The organism is Pseudonocardia xinjiangensis (assembly GCF_012911925.1).
Lineage (GTDB): Bacteria > Actinomycetota > Actinomycetes > Mycobacteriales > Pseudonocardiaceae > Pseudonocardia > Pseudonocardia xinjiangensis.
In genome coordinates this window covers 1-25896 of record NZ_JAAXKY010000020.1, presented here as the reverse complement: position 1 = coordinate 25896, position 25896 = coordinate 1, and the positions used below count along the sequence as shown (strand labels likewise).

15 protein-coding genes and 1 pseudogene are annotated in these 25896 nt (G+C 70.2%); 5 read left to right on the top strand and 11 right to left on the bottom strand.

Annotation, left to right across the window (positions count from 1 at the left end):
• The first annotated feature begins 32 nt into the window (after positions 1–32).
• From HF577_RS08955 to HF577_RS39165, 3 genes are all read left to right on the top strand, one after another.
• Entirely contained in the window at positions 33–422 is a 390-nt protein-coding gene (locus HF577_RS08955; RefSeq protein WP_169395291.1) for a hypothetical protein, read from the top strand.
• Positions 419–1306, top strand: coding sequence for a hypothetical protein (locus tag HF577_RS08950; protein WP_169395290.1), 888 nt, complete (start codon positions 419–421; stop codon positions 1304–1306). The genes HF577_RS08955 and HF577_RS08950 overlap by 4 nt, the downstream gene beginning before the upstream one ends.
• 171 nt (positions 1307–1477) lie before the next feature.
• On the top strand, positions 1478–4156 hold the full coding sequence (locus HF577_RS39165; RefSeq protein WP_169395289.1) for a rhamnogalacturonan lyase family protein: 2679 nt from the start codon (positions 1478–1480) through the stop codon (positions 4154–4156).
• 25 nt (positions 4157–4181) lie between these two features.
• Here HF577_RS39165 and ppdK read toward each other — a convergent pair whose 3' ends face one another.
• The 3 genes from ppdK to HF577_RS08930 all read right to left on the bottom strand — a co-directional run bounded on the left by ppdK (position 4182) and on the right by HF577_RS08930 (position 11537).
• Complete coding sequence (ppdK, locus tag HF577_RS08940) at positions 4182–6902, bottom strand: pyruvate, phosphate dikinase (RefSeq protein ID WP_169395288.1); 2721 nt, start codon at positions 6900–6902, stop codon at positions 4182–4184.
• Positions 6903–7255: 353 nt separating this feature from the next.
• Positions 7256–8848, bottom strand: a complete 1593-nt coding sequence (locus tag HF577_RS08935) for an alkaline phosphatase D family protein (RefSeq protein ID WP_169395287.1) — start codon at positions 8846–8848, stop codon at positions 7256–7258.
• A 325-nt stretch (positions 8849–9173) separates the two neighbouring features.
• On the bottom strand, positions 9174–11537 hold the full coding sequence (locus tag HF577_RS08930) for a glycoside hydrolase family 65 protein (protein WP_169395286.1): 2364 nt from the start codon (positions 11535–11537) through the stop codon (positions 9174–9176).
• 15 nt (positions 11538–11552) lie between these two features.
• Here HF577_RS08930 and HF577_RS40100 point away from each other — a divergent pair.
• Positions 11553–11822 (top strand): annotated as a pseudogene (locus HF577_RS40100) (DUF4332 domain-containing protein); the annotation flags it as partial.
• Here HF577_RS40100 and HF577_RS37360 read toward each other — a convergent pair.
• The 3 genes from HF577_RS37360 to HF577_RS08915 form a co-directional block, all read right to left on the bottom strand.
• The gene (locus tag HF577_RS37360; RefSeq protein ID WP_246266114.1) at positions 11726–12517 is read right to left on the bottom strand and encodes an MFS transporter; all 792 of its coding nucleotides are present in this window, start codon (positions 12515–12517) and stop codon (positions 11726–11728) included. The pseudogene HF577_RS40100 and the gene HF577_RS37360 sit on opposite strands and share 97 nt — an antisense overlap.
• A gap of 118 nt (positions 12518–12635) precedes the next feature.
• The gene (locus tag HF577_RS08920) at positions 12636–18428 is read right to left on the bottom strand and encodes a DUF3320 domain-containing protein (protein ID WP_211173993.1); all 5793 of its coding nucleotides are present in this window, start codon (positions 18426–18428) and stop codon (positions 12636–12638) included.
• Positions 18429–18504: 76 nt separating this feature from the next.
• Positions 18505–19263, bottom strand: coding sequence for a hypothetical protein (locus HF577_RS08915; protein WP_169395285.1), 759 nt, complete (start codon positions 19261–19263; stop codon positions 18505–18507).
• A 419-nt stretch (positions 19264–19682) separates the two neighbouring features.
• On the opposite strand from HF577_RS08915, the gene HF577_RS08910 reads away from it, so the two are divergent.
• Positions 19683–21578 carry a DUF2075 domain-containing protein gene (locus HF577_RS08910; RefSeq protein WP_169395284.1) on the top strand — a complete coding sequence of 632 codons (1896 nt, stop codon included), beginning with the start codon at positions 19683–19685 and terminating at the stop codon, positions 21576–21578.
• A 318-nt stretch (positions 21579–21896) separates the two neighbouring features.
• Here the strand turns inward: HF577_RS08910 and HF577_RS08905 are convergent, their stop codons facing one another.
• The 5 genes from HF577_RS08905 to HF577_RS08885 all read right to left on the bottom strand — a co-directional run bounded on the left by HF577_RS08905 (position 21897) and on the right by HF577_RS08885 (position 25436).
• On the bottom strand, positions 21897–22382 hold the full coding sequence (locus HF577_RS08905) for a flavoprotein (RefSeq protein ID WP_169395283.1): 486 nt from the start codon (positions 22380–22382) through the stop codon (positions 21897–21899).
• Positions 22383–22517: 135 nt separating this feature from the next.
• On the bottom strand, positions 22518–22805 hold the full coding sequence (locus HF577_RS08900) for a hypothetical protein (protein WP_169395282.1): 288 nt from the start codon (positions 22803–22805) through the stop codon (positions 22518–22520).
• 163 nt (positions 22806–22968) lie between these two features.
• On the bottom strand, positions 22969–23406 hold the full coding sequence (locus tag HF577_RS08895; RefSeq protein ID WP_169395281.1) for an SRPBCC family protein: 438 nt from the start codon (positions 23404–23406) through the stop codon (positions 22969–22971).
• Positions 23407–23415: 9 nt separating this feature from the next.
• Positions 23416–24249 carry a phosphoenolpyruvate hydrolase family protein gene (locus tag HF577_RS08890; protein WP_169395280.1) on the bottom strand — a complete coding sequence of 278 codons (834 nt, stop codon included), beginning with the start codon at positions 24247–24249 and terminating at the stop codon, positions 23416–23418.
• Complete coding sequence (locus HF577_RS08885; RefSeq protein ID WP_169395279.1) at positions 24246–25436, bottom strand: Tm-1-like ATP-binding domain-containing protein; 1191 nt, start codon at positions 25434–25436, stop codon at positions 24246–24248. Before HF577_RS08885 ends, HF577_RS08890 begins: the two co-directional genes overlap by 4 nt.
• Between the last annotated feature and the right edge of the window lie 460 nt (positions 25437–25896).

Genomic DNA, 25896 nt, shown 5'->3' with positions numbered 1-25896 from the left:
CCGGGCCGGCACCGGCCTCTGGGGGGGGAATCGTGGGTGAGCAGCAGATCGAGCGGGACAGCTTGGCTCGCTTCTGCGCCGACCTCGGCCCGCTCCGGGCACTGCTGCGCGGCCCGGCGGGAGCGGCCGCCCGTGCCCAGGTCGAACTGGTGATCCGGGCCGCCCGCCGCGGCGAACCGGTCGCCGAGCTGATCGCGGCGCTCGACCCGACGGACGCCGCGGACGTGGGCGGCGAGTCGTCGCGCGACGGGCTGCCGCCGCGGCTGTCCGACGTTGCGCTGCCACCGGTGACCGGCGGCTATGTCTGCCCCGTCGACCTGTGCAACCGGGTCGAGTCGCGCCGGGCCGGTTCCCCGGTGCCCCGCTGTGACGTGCACCAGCAGGCGCTGCGCTTCCACACCGACGGTGAGCCGATCCGGTGAACGCCTTCGTCACCGAGATCGGCAAGAAGCTGGCCGAACGCTGGGTGGCGCTCCTGGTGCTGCCGGGCCTGTTGTTCACCGCCACGGCGGCCGCCGCAGCGCTGCTCGGCCACCGGCGTTGGGCCGATCTCGAGATGCTGGGGCGACGGCTGGGACAGCTGGTGCCGCCCGACGCCGGGGCGTCGGGCGACTTGTCCCGGACGGTGTTGTTGCTGCTGGTATTGCTGGTGGCATCGGTGGGCAGCGGGTTGCTCGCGAACGCTCTCGCTACGCCCGTCGAGCATGCCCTCGCGGGCCGCTGGCCCGCGCCATTGCGACGACCGGCACGCGCCTGTACCCGCCGCCGCCGCGCCGCCTGGATGCGTGCGAACCAGGAGTGGGAGCGCGCCCGCGACGCGGGAGAACGCGACCGCCTCGCCGAACTGGCCGAGCGCCGAAACCGCATCGCCCTGATCGAGCCGATCAACGCGACCTGGATCGGCGACCGACTGGACGCGCCGACGCTGCGGGTCCACCAGGAGTACGGCGTAGACCTCACTTTCCTCTGGCCCCGGCTGTGGTTGCTGCTGCCGGAGAGCTCACGAACCCCACTGACAGTCGGCCGACGCCAACTGGACGATGCCGCCACGCTCGGCGGGTGGGCGCTGCTCTACCTGGCGCTCGGTGCAGTGTGGTGGCCGTCCGCGGTCATCGGCGCGGTCCTGGGGCTGATCAGCTGGCGGCGATGTCGATCAGCTGCCGACGTCTACGCCGGCCTGGTCGAAGCGGCCGTGGACGTGCACCTCGAGGATCTGGTTGATCGGTTCACCGACGACCAGGGCGTGCGGCCCGCTCGCCCGCAGTGGGGCCAACAGATCACCGAGCGGTTCCGCAAAGGCATCTGACGGTGGCCGCCACCGGTCCGATCGGGGGCGCAAGCAAAACACGCGTAGGCGCCCTCATGGGCGCGGGCCGGCTGATCGCGAGGTCACCTCCTTGACCCTCACTCGATCGATACCTAGCGTGGCTCTCCGCAAGCGGAAAACGCTTACCTAGCGCACCAGGAGGATCTCTCAGTGCCGAGAAGACCCGCCCTACGTCTCGCCGTCGCGGCGTTGACGCTCGCGCCCGTCCTCACGACCGGGTTGATCACCCCCCAGGCAAGCGCCGCGACGCCGCCCCCCGTCGTCCGTCAGATGGAGCACCTCGACCGCGGTGTCGTGGCCGTCAAGGTGGCCGACGGCGTGTACCTGAGCTGGCGTTTCCTCGGCGACGAGCCCGACGACGTCGCCTTCCGCATCCATCGCGACGGGCAGCTGGTCGCGACGGTCACCGACAGCACGAACTGGACCGATCCGGCCGGCACCGCCACGTCCTCCTACGAGGTCGAGGCGGTGGCAGGCGACGGCCCGCTCCCCCGGTCCGCGCCGGTGCGGCCGCTGGCGAACCAGGCGATGGACATCCCGCTGCAGCGTCCCGCACCGGCCGTGGTGCCGGTCGCGCAGACGTTCGAGACGACGGTGAGCGGGAAGCAGTTCGAGCCGGTCGACATGAACCTGCTGCGGCGGATCCGGGACGCGCACGCCGCTCCCGCCGGCCTCACCGAGGGCGAGTTCGCGCAGCTCATCGCGCCGCTGCCGGCCTACCTGCAGGAGCCGGGCTGGGCGCCGCGCTCACCGTTCGCGACGGAAGCCATGAAGGTCGAGGGCGACCGCTACCGCATCAGCGACGGGCTCTTCGCCGAGCTGGACGAGACGTTCCGCCGCTACGTCGACAAGCTCGACCGCGGCCCGCGGCTGGACTACGTCCGCAACCCCGACGGTTCGCTCGCCACGGCCACCAGCGCCTACACCCCGGCCGAGGCCGTCCCCGGCGACCTGGACGGCGACGGCAGCTACGAGCTCGTCGTGAAGTGGAACCCCGACAACGCCAAGGACTCCTCGCAGTACGGCTACACGGCACCGACGATCATCGACGCCTACGAGCTCGACGGCAGGCTGCTGTGGCGCGTCGACATGGGCTGGAACATCCGCGCCGGAGCGCACGACACGCAGCTCGTCGTGCAGGACTTCGACGGGGACGGCCGGGCCGAGCTGATCCTCAAGACCGCCAACGGCACGGCGTCGGGTGGGGTCGACGCCGCCGGGAAGTTCGAGGTCCGGGACGTCGTCGGCGACGCCGAGGCGACCTCGGAGCGGATGGCGGGTTACGTCGCGGGCGGCGACGTCGACACGCTCGAACGGAACTGGGACGCGCTCAACACCTACGCCGTCAGCTGGATCCTGCCGGGCGGGAACACGCCGCCGGAGCAGAACGTGCGGCAGTGGGGCAAGGTCTACACCTACGGGCCGATCGGCACGAGCGAGGAGTACCTCACCGCCTTCGACGGCGTGACGGGCCGGATCATCGACTCCACTGGCTACGCCTTCCCGTACGGGGACCCGAACTGGGGCGTGGCGCCGGTCGACCATCGCGGGGCGAACTTCGAGGCCGCCGTCGCCGACAGCGAGACCGAGCCCGGCGGCCAGGTGTCCCTCGACCCGAAGGACATCCCCGACCCGTACTGGTCGGACCCGGCGACCCGCTGGGGCTACTACCCGTGGGGCGACCACCAGGGCAACCGCGCGAACCGCTTCCTCGGCGGGGTCGCCTACCTCGACGGGCAGCGGCCCAGCGCGATCATGGCGCGGGGCTACTACGCGCGCAGCACCGTGGCGGCCTACACGCTCGAGGACGGGAAGCTCCGGCTCGGCGCCACCTTCGACTCCGCCGCACTGCCCGACCCGGATCTCGGGGAGGAGCGCGGGGTGCACTCGATGATGAGCGCCGACGTCGACCTCGACGGCCGCGACGAGATCGTCTACGGCGCCATGATCCTCGACGACGACCTCACGGTGAAGACCGTCGCCGGCACCTGGTTCCCGTTCCCCGTCCCGGCGCCCGACGTCGACCTGACGGCGGCGATGCACGCGCCCGACGCCGACGACCGGTTCGCCCACCTCGTGCACGGCGACGCGTTCCACGTCGGCGACTTCGACCCCGCCCGGCCAGGTCCGGAGGTGTTCATCGTCCAGGAGCAGCCGGCCGACCTGCACACCGTCGACCGCAACGGCGCCGAGGGCCTCGGGTACCGGCCGGGGGCCGCCGTCTACGACCCGGTCACCGGCGAGGTGCGCGCCGGCGTCTACACCGGCGGGGACAACGAGAAGGGCGTGGCGGAGAACATCGACCCGAACAGCCCGGGCGCCGAGTACTGGACGCACGGGTACGTCTACAGCGCGGTCACCGGGGAGCGCCTGTACGCCACCGACATCCCCATGAACTTCCTCGTCTACTGGGACGGCGACCTCACCCGGGAACTGCTCGACGCCGGGACGGTCTCGAAGCCGAACACCACCTACACCGAACGTCCCGCATCCGTGGGCGGCACGGCGCTGTTCACCGCCGAGGGCGTCGGCTTCAACCGCGACGGCGGTCGCAACAGCCCGCTGCTGTCGGCCGACCTCCTCGGGGACTGGCGGGAGGAGATCGTGTGGAAGGTGGGCGACGACCGGCTGCGGCTCTACACGACGACCATCCCGACCGCGCACAAGCTGCGCACCCTCATGCACGACCCGCAGTACCGCAACCAGGTGGCGTCGCAGAGCACCGTCTACAACATGGCTCCGCACCCGGGCTTCTTCCTCGACCCGGACACCGCGGCACACCCCCTGCCCGGGCGCCGGGACGACATCGACGTGTCGCCCAAGGGCTGAGGACCCTGTGACGGGGCGGCGCTCGTCAGCGGGCTCCGGCCAGGCCGGCGGCGGTGTCGTCGTGGGTGATGGCGGCGCGGCCCGCCTCGAGGCGGGCGACGGGTATGCGGAACGGGCTGCAGGAGACGTAGTCGAGCCCGACCTCGTGGAAGAAGTGCACGGACTCCGGGTCGCCGCCGTGCTCGCCGCACACCCCCATCTTGAGCCCCGGCCGCGCGCGCCGGCCCTCCTCGACGGCGATGCGGACGAGCCTGCCGACGCCGATGGCGTCGAGCGTCTCGAAGGGCGACACGGTGAACACGCCCTTGTCCAGGTAGGCGGCGAAGAAGGCCGCCTCGACGTCGTCGCGGGAGAACCCCCACGCGGTCTGGGTGAGGTCGTTGGTGCCGAACGAGAAGAAGTCGGCGGCTTCGGCGATCCTCCCCGCGGTGAGCGCCGCCCGGGGCAGCTCGATCATTGTTCCGACGGGAATGTCGAGGGTGACGCCCTCCCGCTCGGCGACATCGGCGAGAACGCCGTCCGTCTCGTCCCGGATCAGGTGCAGCTCCATCACCGACCCCACGAGCGGAACCATGATCTCCACCTGCGGGTCGCCGCCGGCCTTGATGCGATCCGCGGCGGCCTCGGCGATCGCGCGGACCTGCATCGCGAACAACCCGGGCACGACCAGCCCCAGCCGCACACCTCGCAGGCCCAGCATCGGGTTGGACTCGTGCAGCCTCTCCACCGCGGCGAGAAGCGTCTCGCCGGCGGCGGTGTCCTCCCCGCGTTCCCGTCCGACCGCGACCCGGACGGACAGCTCGGTCCGGTCGGGCAGGAACTCGTGCAGCGGCGGGTCGAGCAGGCGGATCGTCACCGGCAGCCCGTCCATCGCCTCCAGCAGCTCGACGAAGTCGCCGCGCTGTCTCGGCGTCAACGCCTCCAGCGCCGAGGACCGCGCGGCAGCAGAGTCGGCGAGGATCAGGCGCTCGACGAGCGCGCGCCGGTCGCCGAGGAACATGTGCTCGGTCCGGCACAGGCCGATGCCCTCGGCGCCGAGCCGGCGGGCGCGCGCCGCGTCCTCGCCGGTGTCGGCGTTGGCCCGCACCCCGAGGCGCCGGGTGGCGTCGGCGTGGGTGAGGACGCGGTGCACGGCCTGCACCAGCTCGGCGGTCTCCTCGTCCGCCCCGGACAGGGCGGTGTCCAGGCCCTCCTCCAGGTATGCCGCCACCGGTGAGGTCATCACCGGCACGTCGCCGAGAAACACCTCGCCGGTGGACCCGTCGATGGCGATGACGTCGCCCTCGTTCACGACGATGTCGCCGACGCGGGCCGTTCGGGCTGCGGCGTCGACGTCGATGGCCTCTGCCCCGCACACGCACGTGCGTCCCATGCCACGGGCCACCACGGCGGCGTGCGACGTCTTACCGCCGCGGCTGGTCAGCACCCCGGCTGCCGCGATCATGCCCTCGAGGTCGTCGGGGTTGGTCTCCCGGCGCACGAGGATGACCGAGTCGCCGGCGGCGTGACGCGCGACGGCCGTGGCGGAGTCGAACACGGCCTCCCCCACGGCCGCGCCCGGCGAGGCGGCCAGGCCGGTGGCGAGTCGGGTCCGAGTGGCGGAGCGGTCGAACTGCGGGAACATCAGTCGTGCCAGCTGGTCGCCCGTGACCCGCTGCAACGCCTCGTCCATCGTGATCAGCTGTTCGTCGACGAGCTGGGCGGCGATCCGGAACGCGGCGGCGGCGGTGCGCTTGCCGACCCGCGTCTGCAGCATCCACAGCTTGCCGCGTTCGATGGTGAACTCGATGTCGCACAGGTCCCGGTAGTGGGTCTCCAACCGGCGCATCACCGCGTACAGCTGGCTCGCCGACCCCGGGTCGCGCTCGGCCAGGTCCGCCAGGGTGAGGGTGTTGCGGATGCCGGCGACGACGTCCTCGCCCTGCGCGTTGGGCAGGTAGTCGCCGTAGCCGCCCTGCCGGCCGGTGGCCGGGTCGCGGGTGAAACACACCCCGGTCCCCGAGTCCGGTCCCAGGTTGCCGAACACCATCGCGACCACGTTCACCGCGGTGCCCAGGTCGTGCGGGATCCGCTCGCGGCGGCGGTAGAGCCGCGCCCGCTCGGTGTTCCAGGAGTCGAACACGGCGTTCATCGCCAGGTCGAGCTGCTCGCGCGGCTGCTGCGGGAACGACCGTCCCGTCTCCTGGTGCACCACCTTCTTGTAGGCCTCGACGAGCTCCTCGAGGTCGTTCGCGTCGAGGTCGACGTCCTGGGTGACGCCGCGCGTGCGCTTCATGGCGTCCATCGCCTCGACGAACGACTCCCCGTCGATGCCGAGCACGGTCCTGCCGAACATCGCGATCAGCCGCCGATAGGAGTCCCAGGCGAACCGCTCGTCGCCCGACACGGCGGCGAGACCCCGTACCGACACATCGTTCAGCCCGATGTTGAGAACGGTCTCCATCATCCCGGGCATCGAGAACTTCGCCCCCGAGCGCACCGACACCAGCAGAGGGTCCTTCGGGTCCCCGAGCTGCCGGCCGACCTTGTCCTCCAACGCCCGCAGCGCCCGCGTCACCTGCACCCGCAGCTCCGGCGGCACCACCCCGTCGGCCAGGTACCGCCGGCACGCCTCGGTCGTCACCGTGAACCCCGGCGGCACCGGCAGGCCGAGCCGCGTCATCTCGGCGAGGTTGGCCCCCTTGCCTCCCAGCAGGTCCTTCTGGTCCTTGCCGCCCTCGCTGAACTCGTACACGTACTTCGGCATCAGCTCAACCTCACGGAAGCCGGCGTCAGGGCGCGGCCACCCCCGCACTCTGGACCTGGCGGTGCGGGTTTTCAACAGCACGTTGCGACGGTGGCGCGCTGGGTCGCTCCTGGCCCCTCCCTGCTGCAGCGGAGCAGGCCCAGAAAGCCAATGCGCTGGCCGCCTCGTGGGTCAGCGCGAACCTGGCCGACCGGATTCAGCTCGAGACCACCCAGGTCGGGGACTTCCTGTTCTTCGAGAGCGTCTGACGATCAAGCGGGTGACGTCGCAAGGCACTGTCGCGCCGTTCCGGACGTATCGCCAGTCGCCGACCACGGAGGCGACGTCGGCAGCCGGCGCCGACTACGCGGCAATCACCCCGGAGGCGGCTGGACGGACCTTGCGCCGGGCCGCCCGTCCTCGATGACGAAGCTGGCGCGGGTACCTACTGGGGCCCCGGGCCGGGACACATAGTCGACGGTCCGGAAATCTGCGGTCCACTCCGTGGGAGTGACGACAGTGCGCACGTAGCCCCGGTCGCGGTTGATGAACTTGATGTGCGGGTTCTCGGCCATCTGCTTTGCGTCGCCGACCGGGTTCGCCTTCCCGTCGCCCTCCGAACTGATGGAGGTCCCTACCAACTCGGTGGCCACCGTTCTGGAGTTGGGGTCGTTGAAGTCGGCCTTGATGTCGCAGACGTAGTTCATGTGGACGTCGCCGGAGAGCACGATCGGGTTGCTCGTTCCGACCGTGGCGAGATGGTCGCGAAGTCGATCGCGCGCCACGGCGTAGTCGTCCCAGGAGTCATCGTTGAAGCCCTGATCCGGGCCGGCAGTGAAGTCTCTCTGGGAGAAGAACACCTGCTGGGCCAGTACGTTCCAGCGGGCCGTGGGTCCGGCCAGCGCCTGACTCAGCCAGCTCTCCTGCACATCGCCGAGGATGGTGCGGCTCGGGTCGTACCGCTGCGCTTGCGGGACCTGGTCGCTACGGTACGACCGGGTGTCCAGCACGTAGAGATCGATCAGATCGCCGAAGGTCAGGCGGCGGTAGATCTGTACGTCCGGACCGACCGGTCGCTGCGCCCGGCGCAGCGGCATGTGCTCGTAGTACGCCTGGAACGCGGCCGCGCGGCGGGCGAGGAATTCGCTCACGGGGACATCCGGGTCGGCGTCGTCGCCGGCCCAGTTGTTCGCCACCTCATGGTCGTCGAAGGTGACCACCCACGGGAATGCGGAGTGCGCCGCCTTCAGATCAGGATCGCTCTTGACCTGCCCCAGCCGAACGCGGTAATCCGACAGTGTCTTGACCTCACGAACCGGCAGCCAGCCCCGCCCGATGGTTCCTTGACCGTCCCCGTTGTAGATGTAGTCGCCGACGAAGGCGACCAGATCGAGGTTCTCCTCGGCCATGTGGGCGTAGGCCGTGTAGAACCCTGCCGGGTAGTTCTGGCAGCTGGCCAGGGCGAAAGCGAACCGGTCCAACCGGGCGCCGGGGCCCGGCGCGGTCTTCGTGCGGCCCACGGGGCTCAGCTCGGAGCCTGCACGAAAGCGGTAGAAGTACGCAGCACCGGGCTGCAGGCCCGCCACTTCGGCGTGCACCGAGTGCGCCTCCTCCGGCCGGGCTAGCTCGGTCCCCCGGGCCACCACCTGACGGAAGCTCTCGTCCTTGGACACCTCCCACTGCACCGGCACGGGCCTGTCGGGCATGCCACCGAGCCCATCCTCGGCGAGTGGCTCAGGGGCCAGTCGGGTCCAGAGCACCACACCGTCAGGCATCGGATCACCGGAGGCCACACCGAGCGTGAACGGCTCGCGCACCGGCCCTCCGGCCGGACCTGCTTGGGCCCACGCCGCGGATTCCCCCAGAGACGAGACACCGAGCGCAGCGGCACCGACCGCACCGACCCGCAGCAGCTGTCGCCGGGTGGGCGACCAGTGGGGCCTCGGCTTAGCAGTGTGCTCTGGCATGTATCTCCTTTAGCGAGACCAACTACTGATCAGAGGCGCAAGGGGATCACTCACAGCACAACCCTCCACAACCACCGCGCAACGGCCGGACCACCCGGGCGTGAAGACCGGGGCAGCCGGGCCGAACGGGCGATGCCGATACGGACACCGCCGGCCAAACGGCACCGAGCGCGTGAGCGACGTCGAGCGCGAACGGTGATGCCCGTCGACCGAGCTGGGCGGGTGCCAGGGCGCGATCTACTGCCGGATCACTTCGACAGACCCGGCACCGTGCACATGACCGGCGCAGCGCAGGCCCCGAGGCGTCAGCAGGAGGCCACGCCGCTCAGGCGGCTTCGGGCGGGCGGGCCCGCCGGCCGAGAGCGCGGGTCTCCGGTTGGCGTGGTGGGGTGCGCTCCTCCCGCGGGGTCAGTGGCCGCTCCACGGGCACGCCGGCGGTCAGCTCCACCTCGTTGCCTTCGTGGAGCACGACCAGCGGCTCGCCACGCAGCACCTCGTAGGTGGCCGTTCCCGCCTCCACTCTCACCCTGAGCAGGCGCCCACGGAAGCACATGCGGAAACACAGCCGCTGCAACCTGCTCGGCAGCGCGGGCCGGAAGTGCAGCACGGCGTCGACCTGCCGGAGACCGCCGAACCCCGCGACGATCGCGATCCAGGTGCCGGCCAGCGCCGCGAGGTGCAGGCCGTCGGCCGTGCTGTGCTCGAGGTCGCGCAGGTCCGCCAACGCCGACTCGGCGACGTAGTCGTGTGCGAGGTCGAGGTAGCCGACCTCGGCGGCGAGCACGGCCTGGTTGCTCGCGGACAACGAGGAGTCGCGCACCGTCAGCTGCTCGTAGTAATCCATGTTCCGGGCCTTCTCCTCGTCGGTGAAGGCGTCCCCCCGCAGGAACATCGCGAGCACGAGGTCGGCCTGCTTCACGACCTGCTTGCGGTAGAGCTGGAAGTACGGGTAGTGCGAGTGCAGCGGGTAGTGGTTCTCCGGGGTGCCGGCGAAGTCCCACCGGGGCTGGTCGGTGAACCCGGCCGCCTGCGGGTGCACACCCAGATCCTCGTCATAGGGCACGAACATCGCGTCGGCCGCGTCGAGCCACGACGCGATCTCGTCGTCCCCGACGTCGAGAGCCTCGGCGCTGTCACGGTGCTTCTGCGCCCAGTTCGCGGCACCGCGCAGGTTCCGCTGCGCCATCAGGTTCGTGTAGACGTTGTCGTCGCTCAGTGCGCTGTACTCGTCCGGGCCCGTCACCCCGTAGATGTGGAACGCTCCGTCCCGGCCGTGGTGTCCCAGCGACATCCACAGCCGCGCCGTCTCCACCAGCAGGTCCAGCCCTGTCGTGCGCGCGAACTCCTCGTCGTCCGTGGAGTCGACGTAGCGGATCACCGCGTCGGCGATGTCGGCGTTCACGTGGAACGCGATGGTGCCCGCCGGCCAGTAGCCCGAGCACTCCTCGCCTGCGATGGTGCGCCACGGGAACGCGGCTCCCTGCAGGTCGAGCTGACGGGCGCGGGCACGGGCCTTGTCGAGGATGGCGTGGCGCCACCCCAGGGCGTGCCGGGTGACCTCGGGCCGGACGGCGGTCATCACCTGCAGCACGAAGGTCTCGGTGTCCCAGAACGCATGGCCCTCGTACCCGGTGCCGGTGAGCGCCTTGCCGGCGATCGCCCGGCCCTCCGCGCGGAGCGTGGCCTGCAGCAGGTGCCACAGCGCGAACCGGACCGCCTGCTGCAGCTCGTCGTCGCCGTCGATCTCGACGTCGGCCGACTCCCAGAACTCGTCGAGCGTGCGCCGCTGGGCGGCGAGCAGCTCGTCCCAGCCCGTGTGCCGCACCGCCGTGACCGCCGCCGCCACCTCGTCCCGCACGGCCGAGAGCGAGCGGTCCCCGGACCAGGCATAGCCGAGGTACTTGACCAGGGTGATCGCGGCGCCGGTCTCGAGCCGTCCTGTCACGGTGAAGCGGGCCGCGTCCTCCTCGCTCTCCGCGTGCACCTCGAAGTCCTGCGGGGCGTCGAGCTCGTGGTCGGCGGCTGCGCCGACGAGAAGACCGGAGCGGCGGGCGCGGTGCACCAGGGTGAGGCGGGTCCCGGACGCCCGGTGATCGCGTCCGACCAGCGGGTGCTTCAGAAGGTCGTCGGGACTCGGGACGGACGGCAGGTCGGGCAGCTGGGCGTTCGCGACGAGGCCCGACTGCAGGACGACCTCCACCGGCGCGTCGACGGCCCGGACGCTGTAGCGGATCGCCGCCCCGCTGCGGTGCGCGAACGACACGAGCCGCTCCGACTCGATCTCCACGACCCGGTCGTCGGGGGTGCGCCACCGCGCTCGACGCCGCAGCGTCCCGGCCCGCAGATCGAGTACCCGCTCGTGGTCGAGCAGCTCCCCGCTCCGCACGTCGAAGGGGTGGCCGTCGACGAGCAACCGCACGAAGGTGCCGTCGATCGTGTTGACGAGCGTCTGTGTCGCTTCGGGGTCCCCCGCGGCCGTCTCGGGGTACTCGAACGTGCGCAACTCGTGGAACCCGGCGAGGTAGCTGCCTCGCTGCGCGACGGGCTCACCCTCGTCGAGGGTGCCGCGCAGGCCGAGACAGCCGTTCGACAGCGCGAAGACGGTCTCGGTGTCGGCGAGCACGTCGAGCCGCAGCTTCGGCTCCCGCACGCACCAGGGCTCGACGGTGTACGCATCCTTCTCCGGCACACCGGATCGTTCCCCATGATCGGGCGGTTCATGCACGTATGGGTGTTTCGACACCCGGCTTCCGCGTTCGCGTGTGGGGATCTTCACCGACGGGAACAGCCGGATGAGGCGGGATCATCGGGACGAGAGGGAGAAAACATGGCTCATGTGGAGAACGACCTGGCAGAGATCAAGGGCATCGGCCCCCGCTACGCCGAAATCCTGAAGAGCGTCGGGGTTGACTCGATCAAGGAGTTGCGCCATCGCAACGCCGCCAACCTCAAGCAGATGATCGAGTCGAGGCACGGCTCCGTACGTGGACTCTCGGAGAAGGAGTGCCAGACCTGGATCGACGAGGCGAAGGCCCATAGCGGCTGAGACGTCGCCGGGCGCCTGACGTCTTTAGCGGGGATCACGTCTCCGGACGCGGGGCGCGCAACGCATCGATCCACTCCGGCGGGCACCCAGCGCCACCCGGCGGTCGAGGCCAGGACCCCGCCAACCACCGGCCCCAGTGCCGTGCCGACACCCGCGATCCCCAACAGCGCCCCCGTGACGCGCGGCCGGATCTCCTCGCTCGTGGCGTTGGTGACCAGCGCGAACGCCGTGGGCATGATCATGGCGGCCCCCGCGCCCTGGGCGATGCGGGCAGCGATCAGCACCGGGACCGAGGACACGAGCCCGCAGACCAGCGACGTGAGCCCGAACAGCCCGACGCCGAGCAGCAGCACCGTGCGCCGGCCCAGAACATCACCGGCCCGGCCGGCCGGGATGAGCAGCGAGCCCAACGCGATCATGTAGCCGCTCAGGAGCCACTGCAGGTCGGTGACCGTGGTGCCGAGGTCGTCGGCGATGGTGGGCAGGGCGAGTGTGAGGGAAAAGAAGTCGAGCTGGACACAGAACAGCGCCGCCCCGACGGGCAGGAACGGCGCGGTCAGGCGCAGGGTGCTTCCGGTCGCGGTCGTGCCCACCGCCCCTTCCGCGGAGTCTGCACCCCGCATCTCTCCCTGAGGTCGCCGTTCGAGCTTCGGAAACTAGCAGCGGCTCAGAGGAGGCGCGCCCTGCGATCGGGCGAGCAGGAGCAGCTGTCCGGGAGGAGGGTGTCGAGTTCGCGTCCGTTCAGTTCGGCACGACCATCGCCCCGTCGAACCGCAACCGACCGGACCGGACGCCGAGTTCCAGCGCCGCATCCATTCGCTCAGTGGCACCGCGGGTCCGCCGTCGCCACCCGAACACGGCCAGCACCTCGCGGTGCAGCTCCTCCCGCGACATCCCGGCTGCGGCTCTCGTGGCGGCCACCATCGCATTGACGATCTCGCGCAGCGGCACGTGTTCGAGCGGGCGGTCCACCCCCTCCGGGGTGCTGCGGAACCCCTCCCACTCCTCGGGCGCCCGGGCGTCGGGCCAGATGACCGACTCCACGTCGTCCCGCCGCAGCGCTCGCGGCAGGTGGCGCAGAATCGCCGTCCTCCGGGTCTCCGCGACGCGCCGCAGCCCGAACGCGTTCGCCACGAGCTGCGCCAGCCTGTCCGTGTGGATCGGCCCCTCCGCGTCCACGACCGCGGTGAGTGCCGCCGACACCGCCAACGCCGCCGCCCGCTCGGGAAGAGCGTCCAGGACGTCGACGCTCCCGAGGTGGCGCACCGGCCACGGGACGAAGACCTCGGGTGCAGGAGGCCATACGACATCGACGCGCGGGGGCGCCACTGCCCCGGCCGAGGCGATGACCGGCACGACCGGGGACGGAGGCGTTGCCACCGGTGGCTCGATCTCGACGATCGCCGCGGGTCGCGGCGCCTCCCCGGCAGCGGTCACGAGACGGTCGATCACCACGTCCGGATCCGCGAGCCACGTCGGCAGCCACACCCGCTCGACGGCCGGCCAGCGCAGCACGTCGGTCAGGACCTCACGCGGCAGCGCGTCCCGGTCCCGCACGGTGAGGCGCTGCGACCATGCCCGACCGTCGAGCAGGACGGCGACGCGGGGCTTCTCCGGATCGCCCAGCACGAGATCGATCGCGAACTCCGAGAGCCCGACGTTCGTCTGCACCTCCACGCCTCTGTCCCGCAGGCGGGAGGCGATCTCCTCGCGGTGCCGGTCGGGAACCGTGCTGCGCTGCGCAGTGCGCGGCAGCACCGACGGACCGTGCGCCGCCATCTCGAGGTAGGTGCGCAGGTGCCTCAACCCGACCGACGACGTCTCCTCCGTGCGCAGCTGCCCGGGATAGAAGCTCGAGAAGACGATCACCTGGCGGCGGGCGCGGGACACCGCGACGTTCAGGCGGCGCTCGCCGCCGGCACGGTTGAGCGGGCCGAAGTTCAGCGGCAGCACGCCCTTGTCGTTGACGCTGAACGCGGTCGAGAAGAGGATCACGTCCCGCTCGTCACCCTGCACGTTCTCGAGGTTCTTGACGAACAGGCCGTCCGGGTCCTCCAGCGCGTCGATCACGCGCTGGTCGCCGATGTCCCGCAGCCGACCCTCGATGAGGGTGCGCTGCTGCTGGTTGAACGTCACCACGCCGAGTGACGGTGCAACGTCCGGTGACTCGGCGAAGCGCTGCCAGATCTCCGAGACGACCGCTTCCGCCTCGACCGGGTTGGTCCGCAACGTCGCGCGGGAGCCGGAACGGTGGAAGTGCCCGTCGACCCGCCTCAGGGAGATGCCGGTATCGCCGGTCGCCGGCGCCGGGAACGAGGAGAGGCCGCCGTCGTAGTAGTGGTGGTTGCTGAACGCGATGAGTGACTCGTCCTGGCTGCGGTAGTGCCACGACAACCGGTGGCGCTCCACCCGCGCCTGGACGCATTCGGTGAGGATCGACTCCTCGTCCTCGACCATGTCCGTGGAGCTCTCGGCATCGAGGTCGTCCGATCCGAAGCTGCTCTCCGCGAACGACGTCGGTGGCATCTGCATGCTGTCGCCGACGATCACCACTGACCTGGCCCGGCCCATGGCACCGATGGCGTCGGCGACGCGCACCTGCGAGGCCTCGTCGAACACCACGATGTCGAAGAGGCCGGCGGTCGCGGGGAAGAACCGCGAGAGGGAGTCCGGGCTCACCAGCACGCACGGCAGCGCGCGGGTGATCACGTCACCGAAGGTGCTCATCAGCTCGCGCACCTTCATGCCGCCACGCCTGGTGGTCAGCTGCCGCTGCAGCTGGCCGACCTGGCCACCTGCGGCGCGTGGGTTGAAGCCCCGGGCTGACAGGACCTGCTGCGGGACGACGGTGGCCAGGTGGTTCCGCACCGCGCGGGACGCGGTGACGAACCGCGCGATCGAGCGTTCGTGGGCGCCTGCGTCGAAGCTCTCGAGCCCCGTGGTCCGGAGCCGTTCCGCGATCGAGGCGCGAGCCAGCCCGAGCTCGAACGACCGCCGCGCGTCATCCGGGTCGAGCGAGCCGGCGAGCACCGCAGCCCGCGCTTCACCGAGGTGCTGCGCTCGCAGCGGCTCGAGGTGGGCGAGCAGGTCGAGCCAGCACCGCAGCGAACCGAGCTGCGGGTCGGCGAGGCCGCGTTCCGCCGCAGTGAGCTGCCAACGACCCAGGAGACCAGGCACGCCTGCCCACTCGGCAACCGCAGCCGGTGTGCTGCAGCAGACCTGGAGCAGCGCCTCCGCGGCTGCGGCGGCCTCATGAACAGGTCGTGGGTCGGCGTCGACCCCGCCGTCGAGAACCTCCCGCAGCGCCTGGACGAACGGCGCCCGTTCCGGGGTGGACTCCGCCGGATCGACCAGGTGGCCGGCCCGGCGCACCCGGTCGATCCGAGCCGTGAGCGCGACGCGCCCCTCCTCGGTGAAGGGGTTCCAGGCGGCCGGGAGCTCCAGACCCGGGATCGCGTCGATCTTCGCGGCCAGTGTCTGGACGGCCTCGACGAGATCGACGAGCTTGCCGGTCAGCTCGGTGAGTCGTTTCGGTTTGACGGCCGCACCGGGCCGCAGCACCGGGACGAGCCGGTCACGCACAGCGGAGAGGCGCTTCCTCCGGCCGAAGAAGCCGGATGCAGCTGCCGCCCTGGCCTCCGCGTCGATGTCGGCGATCGGCAGGCCGAGGACGTCGGGCGTGACGACGTCCAGCCCAGGATGCGGTGCCGCGGCGAAGTCTGCGACCTCGTTCACGATCGCCACAACTGGATCTGCCCAGGTGCGTGAGCGCGACTCGTCGAGCACCTGCAGCGGGAGCGCGACGTCGACCAGCTCGGCGAGAACGGCGAGATCCGCCGGCACCCGGACCGCTGCCAGCGCCGGATCGAGGACGTCGGGCAGCGCGAGTACGGCTGCATCGAACCGCCGGGCAGCGACGTGCACCGCCGGGACGTCGACTCCCGCCACGGAGTCGATGAAGGCCCACGGGTGCTCAGGTCGCGGCCGTGCAGCGTCCGCGCGCTCGGGCAGGGTGCTGAACAGCTGCCGCAGCCGTCCCACTGTGTCCGGATCACCTCCGGCCAGCACGGACTCGGGCAGCGGCATCGGTGCGACGTCGTCACCGATCGCGAGCTCTGCGCTGCGCGCCTCGTACAGGGCCAGGCCGGCGCCGTTGCGCTCATGGAGCCGGTAGGCGTACCGCGTGAGGCCGCGGCGGGCGGAACGGAGCTCCTCGACCTTGATGGCGTGGTCCTGGGTATCCGCGGCGACCACGTGGTCGAGCGCTTTCTTGATCTGTTCGCGAACCGCCGCCGGCTTGCTGCCCTTGTCGTGCAGGTCGAGCGACAACGGTCCCATGCCGACCGCCTTGAGCCGCTTCTGCACGACGTCGAGCGCTGCCCGCTTCTCCGCGACGAACAGGACGCGCTTGCCCTCCGCGACCGCGTGCGTCAGCAGGTTGGTGATGGTCTGTGACTTGCCGGTGCCGGGCGGGCCTTCCAGGACGAACGTGCGGCCGGCCGTGGCTTCCGCGATCGCCCGCAGCTGAGAGGCGTCGGCCGGAACGGGGCAACGTTCGTCCAGACCGTCGAGGTCGTACGCGGCCGATGCGTCCACCGGGTCGGCGAACGCATCGGTCGGCGTCCGGATCAGGTGCGCGACGAGCGGGTTCGCCTCGAACGTCGCCCAGTTCTCGTCGAGGTCCTTCCACAGGCGGAACTTGGCGAACTGCAGCACGGCGAGATCGGCCGTCGGCTCGACGCGGAACCGCAGCCCGCGCGCGTCGATGGCCCGGCGCGTCGCCCGGAACGCGGCCTCCACGTCGATGCCCGAGTCGTCCGCGACCGGATCGGCGAGCCCGGGGATCTCGAGCCCGTGCACCTGCCTCAGCTTCTCAAGGAGGCAATAGTTCGGGGTCGATGAGCCCGCCTCGTCGAGGGAGAGCCGGTAGCGGCCACCGCGGCCCGCCGGTGTGAGCACCACCGGCACCAGGATCAGAGGGGAGCGCAGCGTGCGCCCGTCCAGGTCCCACACGAGCGAGCCGAGAGCCAGGTAGAGATTGTTGGCGCCGGTCTCCTCGACGACCGTCCGCGCCTTGTAGGCCACGCTGCGCATGCGCGATGCGTACGCGGCGTCGGTGACATCGACGTGGACGGTTCGCTTCTCCTCCAGGAGATCGACCAGCTGCGCCTGCGGCAGGTCGCGGCCGTGGCGGACGCCCCGCTCACGATCGACGGCAGCGAGATCGTCCGCCGGGCGCAGGGTGATCGCGGCGTCCCGGTTGAGGAGGTCCTCGACCAGCCCGAGCCGCCGCTCCGGCACGGCCAGCGACAACGCCGAGCGCGGGGTGAAGTTGATCAAGCGGTTGCGCAGGCTGAGATCGAGCAGGGCGTTCTTCCAGGTGGTGACTCTCCGGGGTTCGGGAACTCTCCCGGGCACGACACGGCCCGGCCCGGCATCCGGTGCGAACCCGGCTGCACTCGCCACCGGAGGTACGTACGCGGTGACGACCACCTGCCCGTCGTCACTCCGGGTCCGGGCCGGCAGCGGGACGATGCGGTCCACCCGCGCCTGGTGGACGTCGACGACACCGATCACGTTCGCGAGATCGCCGGTCAGGTAGGCCCCGTACGGCGTCTGCTGCGCCTCGGCGAACGGAACCGCCTCGGGACGCACCGTGAGCGCCGTGGTCTCCACCAGGCCGATCTGTCCGAGGTCGATCCGGTTGACCACACCGGCGGTGTCGAACTCCGCGACCGCGCCGAGGGACGTCGCCTCGCGCCAGTAGCCGAGGAAGGCATGGTCGTCGACGACCCAGATGAGCGGCCGCACGCCGGCCTGCTCCAGCGCGGCGGCCATGACGACGACGGTGTCCAGGCAGGTCCCGACGCGGTCGTCGAGCACCTCGCCCGGAGTCCGGACCTTCTGCCCGATGTCGGCCCAGCTCGCGGGCGGCTCGGCGTAGCGGATGCCGCGTGCCTGCATCGCCGCGTACACAGCGGCGACGATCTCGTCCACGCGCTCCGGACCGGCCTGGTAACCGTCCAGAGAAGGGCTGCCCGTACCGGCCTCCAGGTGCTGGGCGACCTCGCGCATCAGGGCCGTGACCGCCGGGTGGTTCGGCATGACGTGCGCGGCGAGCATCTCCAGCGCGAGCGCGGGCGGGGTCGCGAGCCACTGCTGGGCAGCCAGCACCCACGTGCGGAAGACCTGCTCGGCGTACACCTCGCCGTCGATCTCCAGGAGCGCCTGGATCACCGCCGGCCGCTGCTCCTCCACCTGCAACATCGCCGCCGGCTCGAGCAGGAGCCTGATGTCGGTCAGGACCGTGGGCAGCCCGGCCTGCAGGTCGAGGAGGATCTCCTGCGGGTCGCCGATCGGCCCGGTGGCATCGGCCACCGCCAGCCTGAGCCGCGCTGCCTGGATGTCGGCGGGGACATGCTCGATGGCGAGGCGGGAGATCACGGGGATCTCGTTGTGGGCCATCGCGTAGCTGAGGACCGACCGGGCTTCGAGGGTGATGGCGATCGGTTGTGCGGGCTGTTCTGAGGTCACCCTCGCTCCTTGCTCACTGCTGTGTACGGCGCATCGGCCCCGCTCTCGGGAACTGTCGAGGGACCGTTACCAAACGTCACGCGCGTCCCCGGTCGCTGGGGAAGCGGACGTGCGCTGGTGCGGGATCGAGGATGTCGACCAGATCAACAAGGGCATGCTGCAGGAGACGAAGCCGCTCCCGACCAACGTTCTTGCCGGCAGTCTTCGCCGTGTCTTCCTGCAGTTTGGTGAACCAGAGGCCGAGTTGACCGTCGGGATCCTCGACGGCAGCCCGGAACGCTGCAAATCCCATGCAGCTCGTGCGCGTCCGTCCCTCGGCGTCGTGTCCCTCGACGATGATCAGCTCACCCAGTGCTCGCTGTTCGGCTCCGAAAATCAGGAAAGTACCGTCATTGATCTCTCTGTCCGTCGAACAGACATAGGAAACTTTTCCCAGCGCAGACTGGAGCCGCCGACTCTGGTCGTGCTCACCAATGGGAAGGAATTGGATCTCTCGCCGGACGATTTCTACCCAGCCGAAGTACTGCGCGAAGAGCCAGACCGTGCTGTCCCGGGCATAGAGCCATCCACGACCCTCTGGCTCATGTACATGGGTTTCAAGAAAAGGTCCTCGCAGAATATTCCACAACCTTGATTGCAGGTCATACGCAGCTCTTGCCAAGGGCTCCTGGTAGCGCTGCACCAGCGCACGCTGCTTGCTTTCCTCATCCAACGTGCGGCGTAGCTTCTCGATATCGGCAGCATTACGCCTTTGCGACCGGCCTGTCAGCAAGGCGACAACCAGCGCAAGTAGGCCTGGTATCCCCGCAACGATGGCGGGCGCCCATAGACCCACGACTCCTCCAGCGCTCACTGACCGGCTGCGCTGCGGCGAAGTACGAGCGCGCCGAGTAACGACCCAAGGCCGACCCCGACCTCGACACCAAGCGCGCGAACCGCCCTGGGGGCCGCCATCACCCGGCTCACCTGGCCACGGACGAGCGGATCCCGCTCCAGTACCACCGCGCTCCCCCCTCGGACGGGCCAGCACACGGCCCGTTCCAATTGATCGCTTTCTGCGCTCACATCGTCACATGGGCCGCTCCTGATCACACGAACGGTCGAGTGCGGCGACCGACGCAACTCAGCGGGTCGCTCACCGCCTCAGCACGGCCGCTCGCCTAGAGTGACGCCGCGGCCCGACGGGCACCGAGCGTGAGCTCGTTGCTGCCCCCACCCGCACGCCGATGACGCGTGCTCTCGTGGGGGACCTGGGTGGCTCTGTTCCGTGACAATGCCAGCGCATTGCTGGTGAAGGCCGAGGCGAAGGAGCTGCACGAGCTGCTCGCCCAGCAGGCCCGGATCCAGTTCGATGCCGGCACAGGCCACAGCGAGCTGCGCTCGTGGGAGCTGAGCCTTCCGCCATTTCTGACCGACCTCCAGCAGGCTGGTCTCGGGCACGTCGAGGTGCTGCTGGAGCACAAGCTGCCCTACACCCCGAAACGCGTCGACGCCCTCCTGTGTGGCGTACACCCGAAGACGCGCAAGCCGTCGTATGTGCTCGTGGAACTCAAGCAGTGGACGAATGCCGAGTCCGCCGGTGACGACCTGGTCCAGGTTCCGCAGTACGGCAGCCAGCCAGTGCTGCACCCTGCCGAACAGGTGCGCCGCTATTGCCAGCAGCTCGTGGACTTCACACCGATGCTGGCCAACGGGCACGGTGGCGTGCACGGCATCGCCTACCTGCACAACGTCGGCGCCGAGGGTTGGAAGCTGTCCCGGTACACGATCGACGAGTACGGGCAGCTCTATACGCGCGACGAGCGCCAGGAGTTCCTCGACCGGCTCACCACGCTGCTCGACACCGACCCCACCACCGCTGTCGGCTCTCGCCAGGCAGCCGATGAGCTCTTGACCGCCTACACCGTGCCCTCCAAGCAGCTCCTGAAGCACGCCGCCGCGGAGATCAAGGAACGCGAGCAGTTCGTCCTGCTCGACGAGCAACAGGTCGCCTACAAGATCGTCGAGCAGGCCGTTGAGACCGCGGACCGGGACAACTCCAAGACGGTCGTGGTCGTGATCGGCGGCCCCGGCTCGGGCAAGAGCGTCATCGCGTTGAGCCTGCTCGGAAACCTCGGGCGGAAGGGTCGCACCGTCCTGCACGCGACCGGTTCCAGCTCTTTCACCAACACCTTGCGGAAGATCGTCGTCGGTTCGCGCAGCACCCGCGTCCAACAGATGTTCGTGTACTTCAACACCTTCATCGGTGAGGCACCGAACAGCCTCGACGTACTGATCTGTGACGAGGCGCATCGCATCCGGGAGACCAGCGTCAACCGGTTCACCAAGGCCGACAAACGTCAGAAGGCGAAGCGGCAGATCCAGGAGCTGATCGACGTCGCTCGCACCCCGGTCTTCCTCCTGGACGAACGACAGGTCGTACGCCCCGGCGAGATGGGCACCGAGGCGGAGATCCGGGCAGCGGCGGAGAACGCGAACTGCCAGGTGTCGGTGGTGCACCTCAACGGCCAGTTCCGGTGCGGAGGCTCGCAGGTCTACGACCAGTGGGTCCTGCGCCTGCTGGGACTCACCTCGGCGGAGCCCATGTCGTGGTCAGAGATGACCCGCGACACCGATGAGACCTACCAGGTCGCCGCGCTCCCCTCACCGCAGGCACTGGAGTCATGGCTTCTCACCCGGCGCCCCGACTCAGGGGACACCGCCCGAGTCGCAGCGGGCTACTGCTGGCGCTGGAGCGACCCGACGATCGTCGAGGGCACCAAGACCCTCGTCGACGACGTCGTCATCGGCGACTGGCGGCGGCCATGGAACGCCAAACCGGAGAAGCCGGTGCCGGGCGTGCCGGCGTCGCACTTCTGGGCCAGCGACACCCGCGGCTTCAGGCAGGTCGGCTGCATCTACACAGCTCAGGGCTTCGAGTACGACTGGTCCGGCGTGATCTTCGGCGACGACTTCGTTCGCCGTGACGGTCAGTGGGTCGCCCGGCGGGACCGGTCGTTCGACGGGCAGGTGAAGAAGGCAAGCGAGCTGGAGTTCCCGGCGCTGGTGCGCAACACCTACAAGGTGCTCCTCACCCGGGGGATGAAGGCGACGGCAATGTTCTCCACCGACCCCGAGACGCAGGAGTTCTTCGAGAAAATGACAGGCTGAAGGCTGCCAGCTCCCTGAGGACGCTCAATGCCTTCTTCGACGGCCTGCGCTTCGACGGCCTGCGATATCCGCGGCTCCGCTGGCGGCGAGATATAGCCGGCACGGCCACAAAGGACGGCCACGCCCACCTCCGATCGAACAGACCCGGCAACGCGCATCTGCCGCCGCAACGTGCTCGTCGAGCAGCCGTTGCCACACCCTGGGATCACCATCAGCAAGCACACGTGCCACGCCGTCGAAGATGAACACGCGGAAAGCACATCGTCCTCGGCAGCCTCCAATCCGCACATTTGTGCGACCCGCACAGCCCTGCGAGCCTCAGCCCACCGCGTCGACCACCCACGACGGGTCGAACATGGCGACCACCTCGGGACCTGTTCCGGAGCGCACGGGTGACACCTCGCCGATCCGCCCCGATTGCGGGTCGACCAGCCGGACACCCGCCTCTCTCAGCACTCGCAGCGTTGACGCCCACGCGGGATGGCCCCAGAGCCGGTCGTTGACCATGGGAACCGCTACTACCGGGATCCCGGCGCCGAGGGCGTCACACAGCACCCCGGAGGCGGGCGTGTCCATGATTCCGGCCGCCACCCTGTTCGCCGAGTTGAACGTCAACGGGCAGGCGACGACCTGCTCGGGACGTGGACGTTCGTCCACCGTCGCACCCTGGAACCAGGTCCCCGCCGCTTCCGTGGAGACGATCGACACCGCCCACCGCGCGCTCAGCACGTTCGCCACCTCGGCAGCGCGTGCTGCCAGCGGGGCCCCGCACACGACGAGGGTGAGCGGCCAGCCGTCCATCATAAGGCGACACCGGCGAGATCGGGTCCGCCTCGCCGCCGGTGGACCGCTATCCGTCGACCGATCGACTCCGCCACGGCCGGATCGTGGCACAGCCGCTCATACGCGGTCCTGGCCGCGAGGCCGGCGGTCAGTCGATCAGCCCTGACCGTACGGCCTGACGACCGAGAACCGCGGCCCGAACGGCGTGGTCCGCGCCCTCTCCCAACTCTCCCGCGGGCCGCCGAGAGTGAATTCGAGGTGGTGCGACAGGAATGTCGTGACGGCGATGTTGTCGGTCATGTCCAGCTCGATGTCGCGAGCATCGAACGGCATGAGGAAGACCGTGCCGTCGTCGGCGCCGTCGTCCCACGTGAACGTGATGACAAGCGTGTGCCCAACCGCAGCCGCACCGACCAACCGGAAACTGCGGTAGGGCTCGAACATCTGGTCCCTGGCAACACGACGGACCGCGATCCGTCGGAGTGCTCGACTATCGCCGATTCCGTGACGCCGGTATCAACCCGGTCTGCCGCGTAGTGCTCCCGCACGAGAGCAGCAAGGACAGCAACGTCAGCGGCCTTCACGGAAACCGACGACAGTCGCCGCCTCAGCTCCCGAACCGCTCCTGCAACGCCTTGATCCCGCCCCCGTACACCCCACCGGCGAAGGTCTTGGTGAGCTCTTCCTCGTCCGCCGCCTCGGAGTCGTAGTCCGACCACCACTCGATGAACGTGTGCCCGGAGTCGGTGACCGGCGCCATGCGGCAGGTGGAGATGTAGCGGCGCACCGCGAACGGGCTCTCGAGGATCTGGTAGGTGAAGGTGTAGCTGAGGTCGTCGAGAGTGAGGAGCCGTTCGACCACCACCCCTCCCCCGCCCAGCGTCAGGCGACGGACTGCTCCCACCTCGGTGCCGGACGCGCCGGAGTCCAGCGAGCTCTTCTCGATACCGGGATGCCAGGCAGGCATCCCGTTGAAGTCGCGGACGAGGGTCCAGACCTCCTCGACGGAGCCGGGGACGACACCACTGGCGTACGGGCGGGGCATGAGGGTCTCCTAGCGGGTGAGACGGGTCTTGAACGCACGGGTCTGGTCGGTGAGGGCTTTCTCGGTGGGCAGTCGTTCCATGGACGAGGCGCCGTAGAAGCCGTGGCAGTGCTTCGTCCGGTCGAGGACGTGGGCGGCGTCGTCGGGCATCGCGATCGGGCCGCCGTGGCAGAGCACCAGCACATCCTCGCGCACCTCGCGGGCCGCGGCGGCCCAGTCGTCGATCAGCTCCACGCAGTCGTCCAGCGACTTCGCGGTCTCCGCGCCGATCGAACCGCCAGTCGTCAGGCCCATGTGGCAGACGATGATGTCGGCGCCGGCGCGGGTCATGGCGCGGGCGTCGTCGGCGGAGAAGACGTAGGGCGTGGTGAGCAGGTCGGCGGCGCGGGCGGCGGCGACGAGGTCGACCTCCAGGCCGTAGCCCATCCCCGTCTCCTCGAGGTTCGCGCGGAACACCCCGTCGATGAGCCCGACGGTCGGGAAGTTCTGGATCCCCGCGAAGCCGAGGTCGGTGAGCTCGCGCAGGAACCGGTCGGTGATCATGAACGGGTCGGTGCCGTTGACGCCCGCCAGCACCGGGGTGTGCTCGACGACGGGCAGCACCTCCGCCGCCATCTCGACCACGATCTCGTTGGCGTTGCCGTAGGCCAGCAGGCCGGCGAGGGAGCCGCGGCCGGCCATGCGGTAGCGGCCGGAGTTGTAGATGACGATGAGGTCGATGCCGCCGGCCTCCTCGCACTTCGCGGAGAGTCCGGTGCCCGCCCCGCCGCCGACGATCGGTTCACCTCGCCGAGCCATGTCCTGGAACTTCTCGACGAGCTCCGCACGGACGAAGCGGGTCACCGCTGCACCTCCTGCCACGCGCTGACCAGCGCGTCGGCGAACTCGGGGTCGTTGATGTGGTGCTTCAGGCGGACGAGCCGGCGCTGGTCGGTCTGCTTCACCTCGGCCTCGAGCGTGGCGAACAGCGCCTCGTCGGCCTCGGGGTTCCAGAACGGCAGCGTCGGCGCGTCGAGCGCGGAGACCCCGCCGGTCGGCAGCAGGAACCGCACCGGCCCCTCGCACGCGTTGAGCTTGCGGGCCAGGAACCGGGCGATCTCGACACACTCCTCCGGCGTGGTCCGCATGAGCGTGACCTGCGGGTTGTGCTCGTAGAAGGTGCGATCCGCGAACTGCTCCGGGACGGTGGACGGGGCAGCGAAGTTGACCATGTCGAGCGCCCCGCACGATCCGATGTACGGGACGCGGGTGCGCGCGATCGCGCCCAGCCGGTCCTCCGTCGCCGCCATCACTCCGCCCACGACCAGGTCGCACACCTCCGTGGTGCTGATGTCGAGCACCGAGCTGACGAGCCCGTCGTCCACCAGCTTCTCCATGGCCCGCCCGCCGGTGCCGGTGGCGTGGAAGACGAGCGGGTCGACGGCGTCCCCGAGCCGCTCGATCACGGACGTGACGCACGGCGTGGTGACGCCGAACATCGTCAGCCCCACCGCGGGCCGGTCCTCCGTGGCGGGGATCTCGTTCAGGACGATGCCCGCGAGCGCGTGCGCGGCGTTGCCGATGACGCGGCGGGAGATGTGGTTGAGGCCGGCGACGTCGGTGACGGAGTACCACATCGCGATGTCGGAGGCGCCGACGTACGGAGCGACGTTCCCCGACGCCACCGTCGACACCATGATCTTCCCGACCCCGACCGGCAACGCCTGCATCGCCGGGGTGATCAGCGCCGTCCCACCGGAGCCGCCGAGGCCGAGCACCCCGGCCACGTCGGAGCGCGCGCCCAGGAAGTGCACCAGCGCCTCGGCCATGGCGCTGACGGCCGTGCCGCGGTCACCGGTGAATACCGCGTCAGCGCCGCCGGGGTGGTGGGCCGCCACCTCCTCCGCGGCCACGTCGGCCGCCGACCCACCGCGCTGGGTCGACACGTCGACGGTGACCGCGTCCGCGCCGGCGGCCCGTAGCCGTTCGGCGGCGTACTGCAGTTCCGCGCCCTTCGTGTCGAAGGTGCCGATCACGTACGCCTGCGCCATGCGATCGTTCTAGCGCATCGGCCGCCGTCCGGCTGACCATGCGCCCGGATCGGGCGCCGAACGGCACGACCCTCCCGGTGCTGACGAGCCAAACGCTGCCGAATCGGGCGACTCGCCCGGGCGCGGGGCGTCCTCGTGGGGGGCGGGCCGCAGGCGGAGCGCGGCCCGCCGTCCAGGACGTGCACAACTCGGGGAGAACGGCGCGACGGCCCTCGCACGCACCCGCAGAGTTGGCAACTCGCACGCACAAGGCGGGCGACTCGCCGCCTGCGGGGCGTCCTCGCAGAGCGGGTGGGTTCCTCGCAGAGCCACAGCATCTGCGAGGGACCCACTCCCTCTGCGAAGACACCCACGGCGGGGATCGGGCGACTCGTGCCCGCAAAACGGGCGACTCGCCGACGCGGAACGGGCGACTCGCGGGGTCGGAACGGGCGACTCGCGGGGTCGGCCGCGGCGGGGG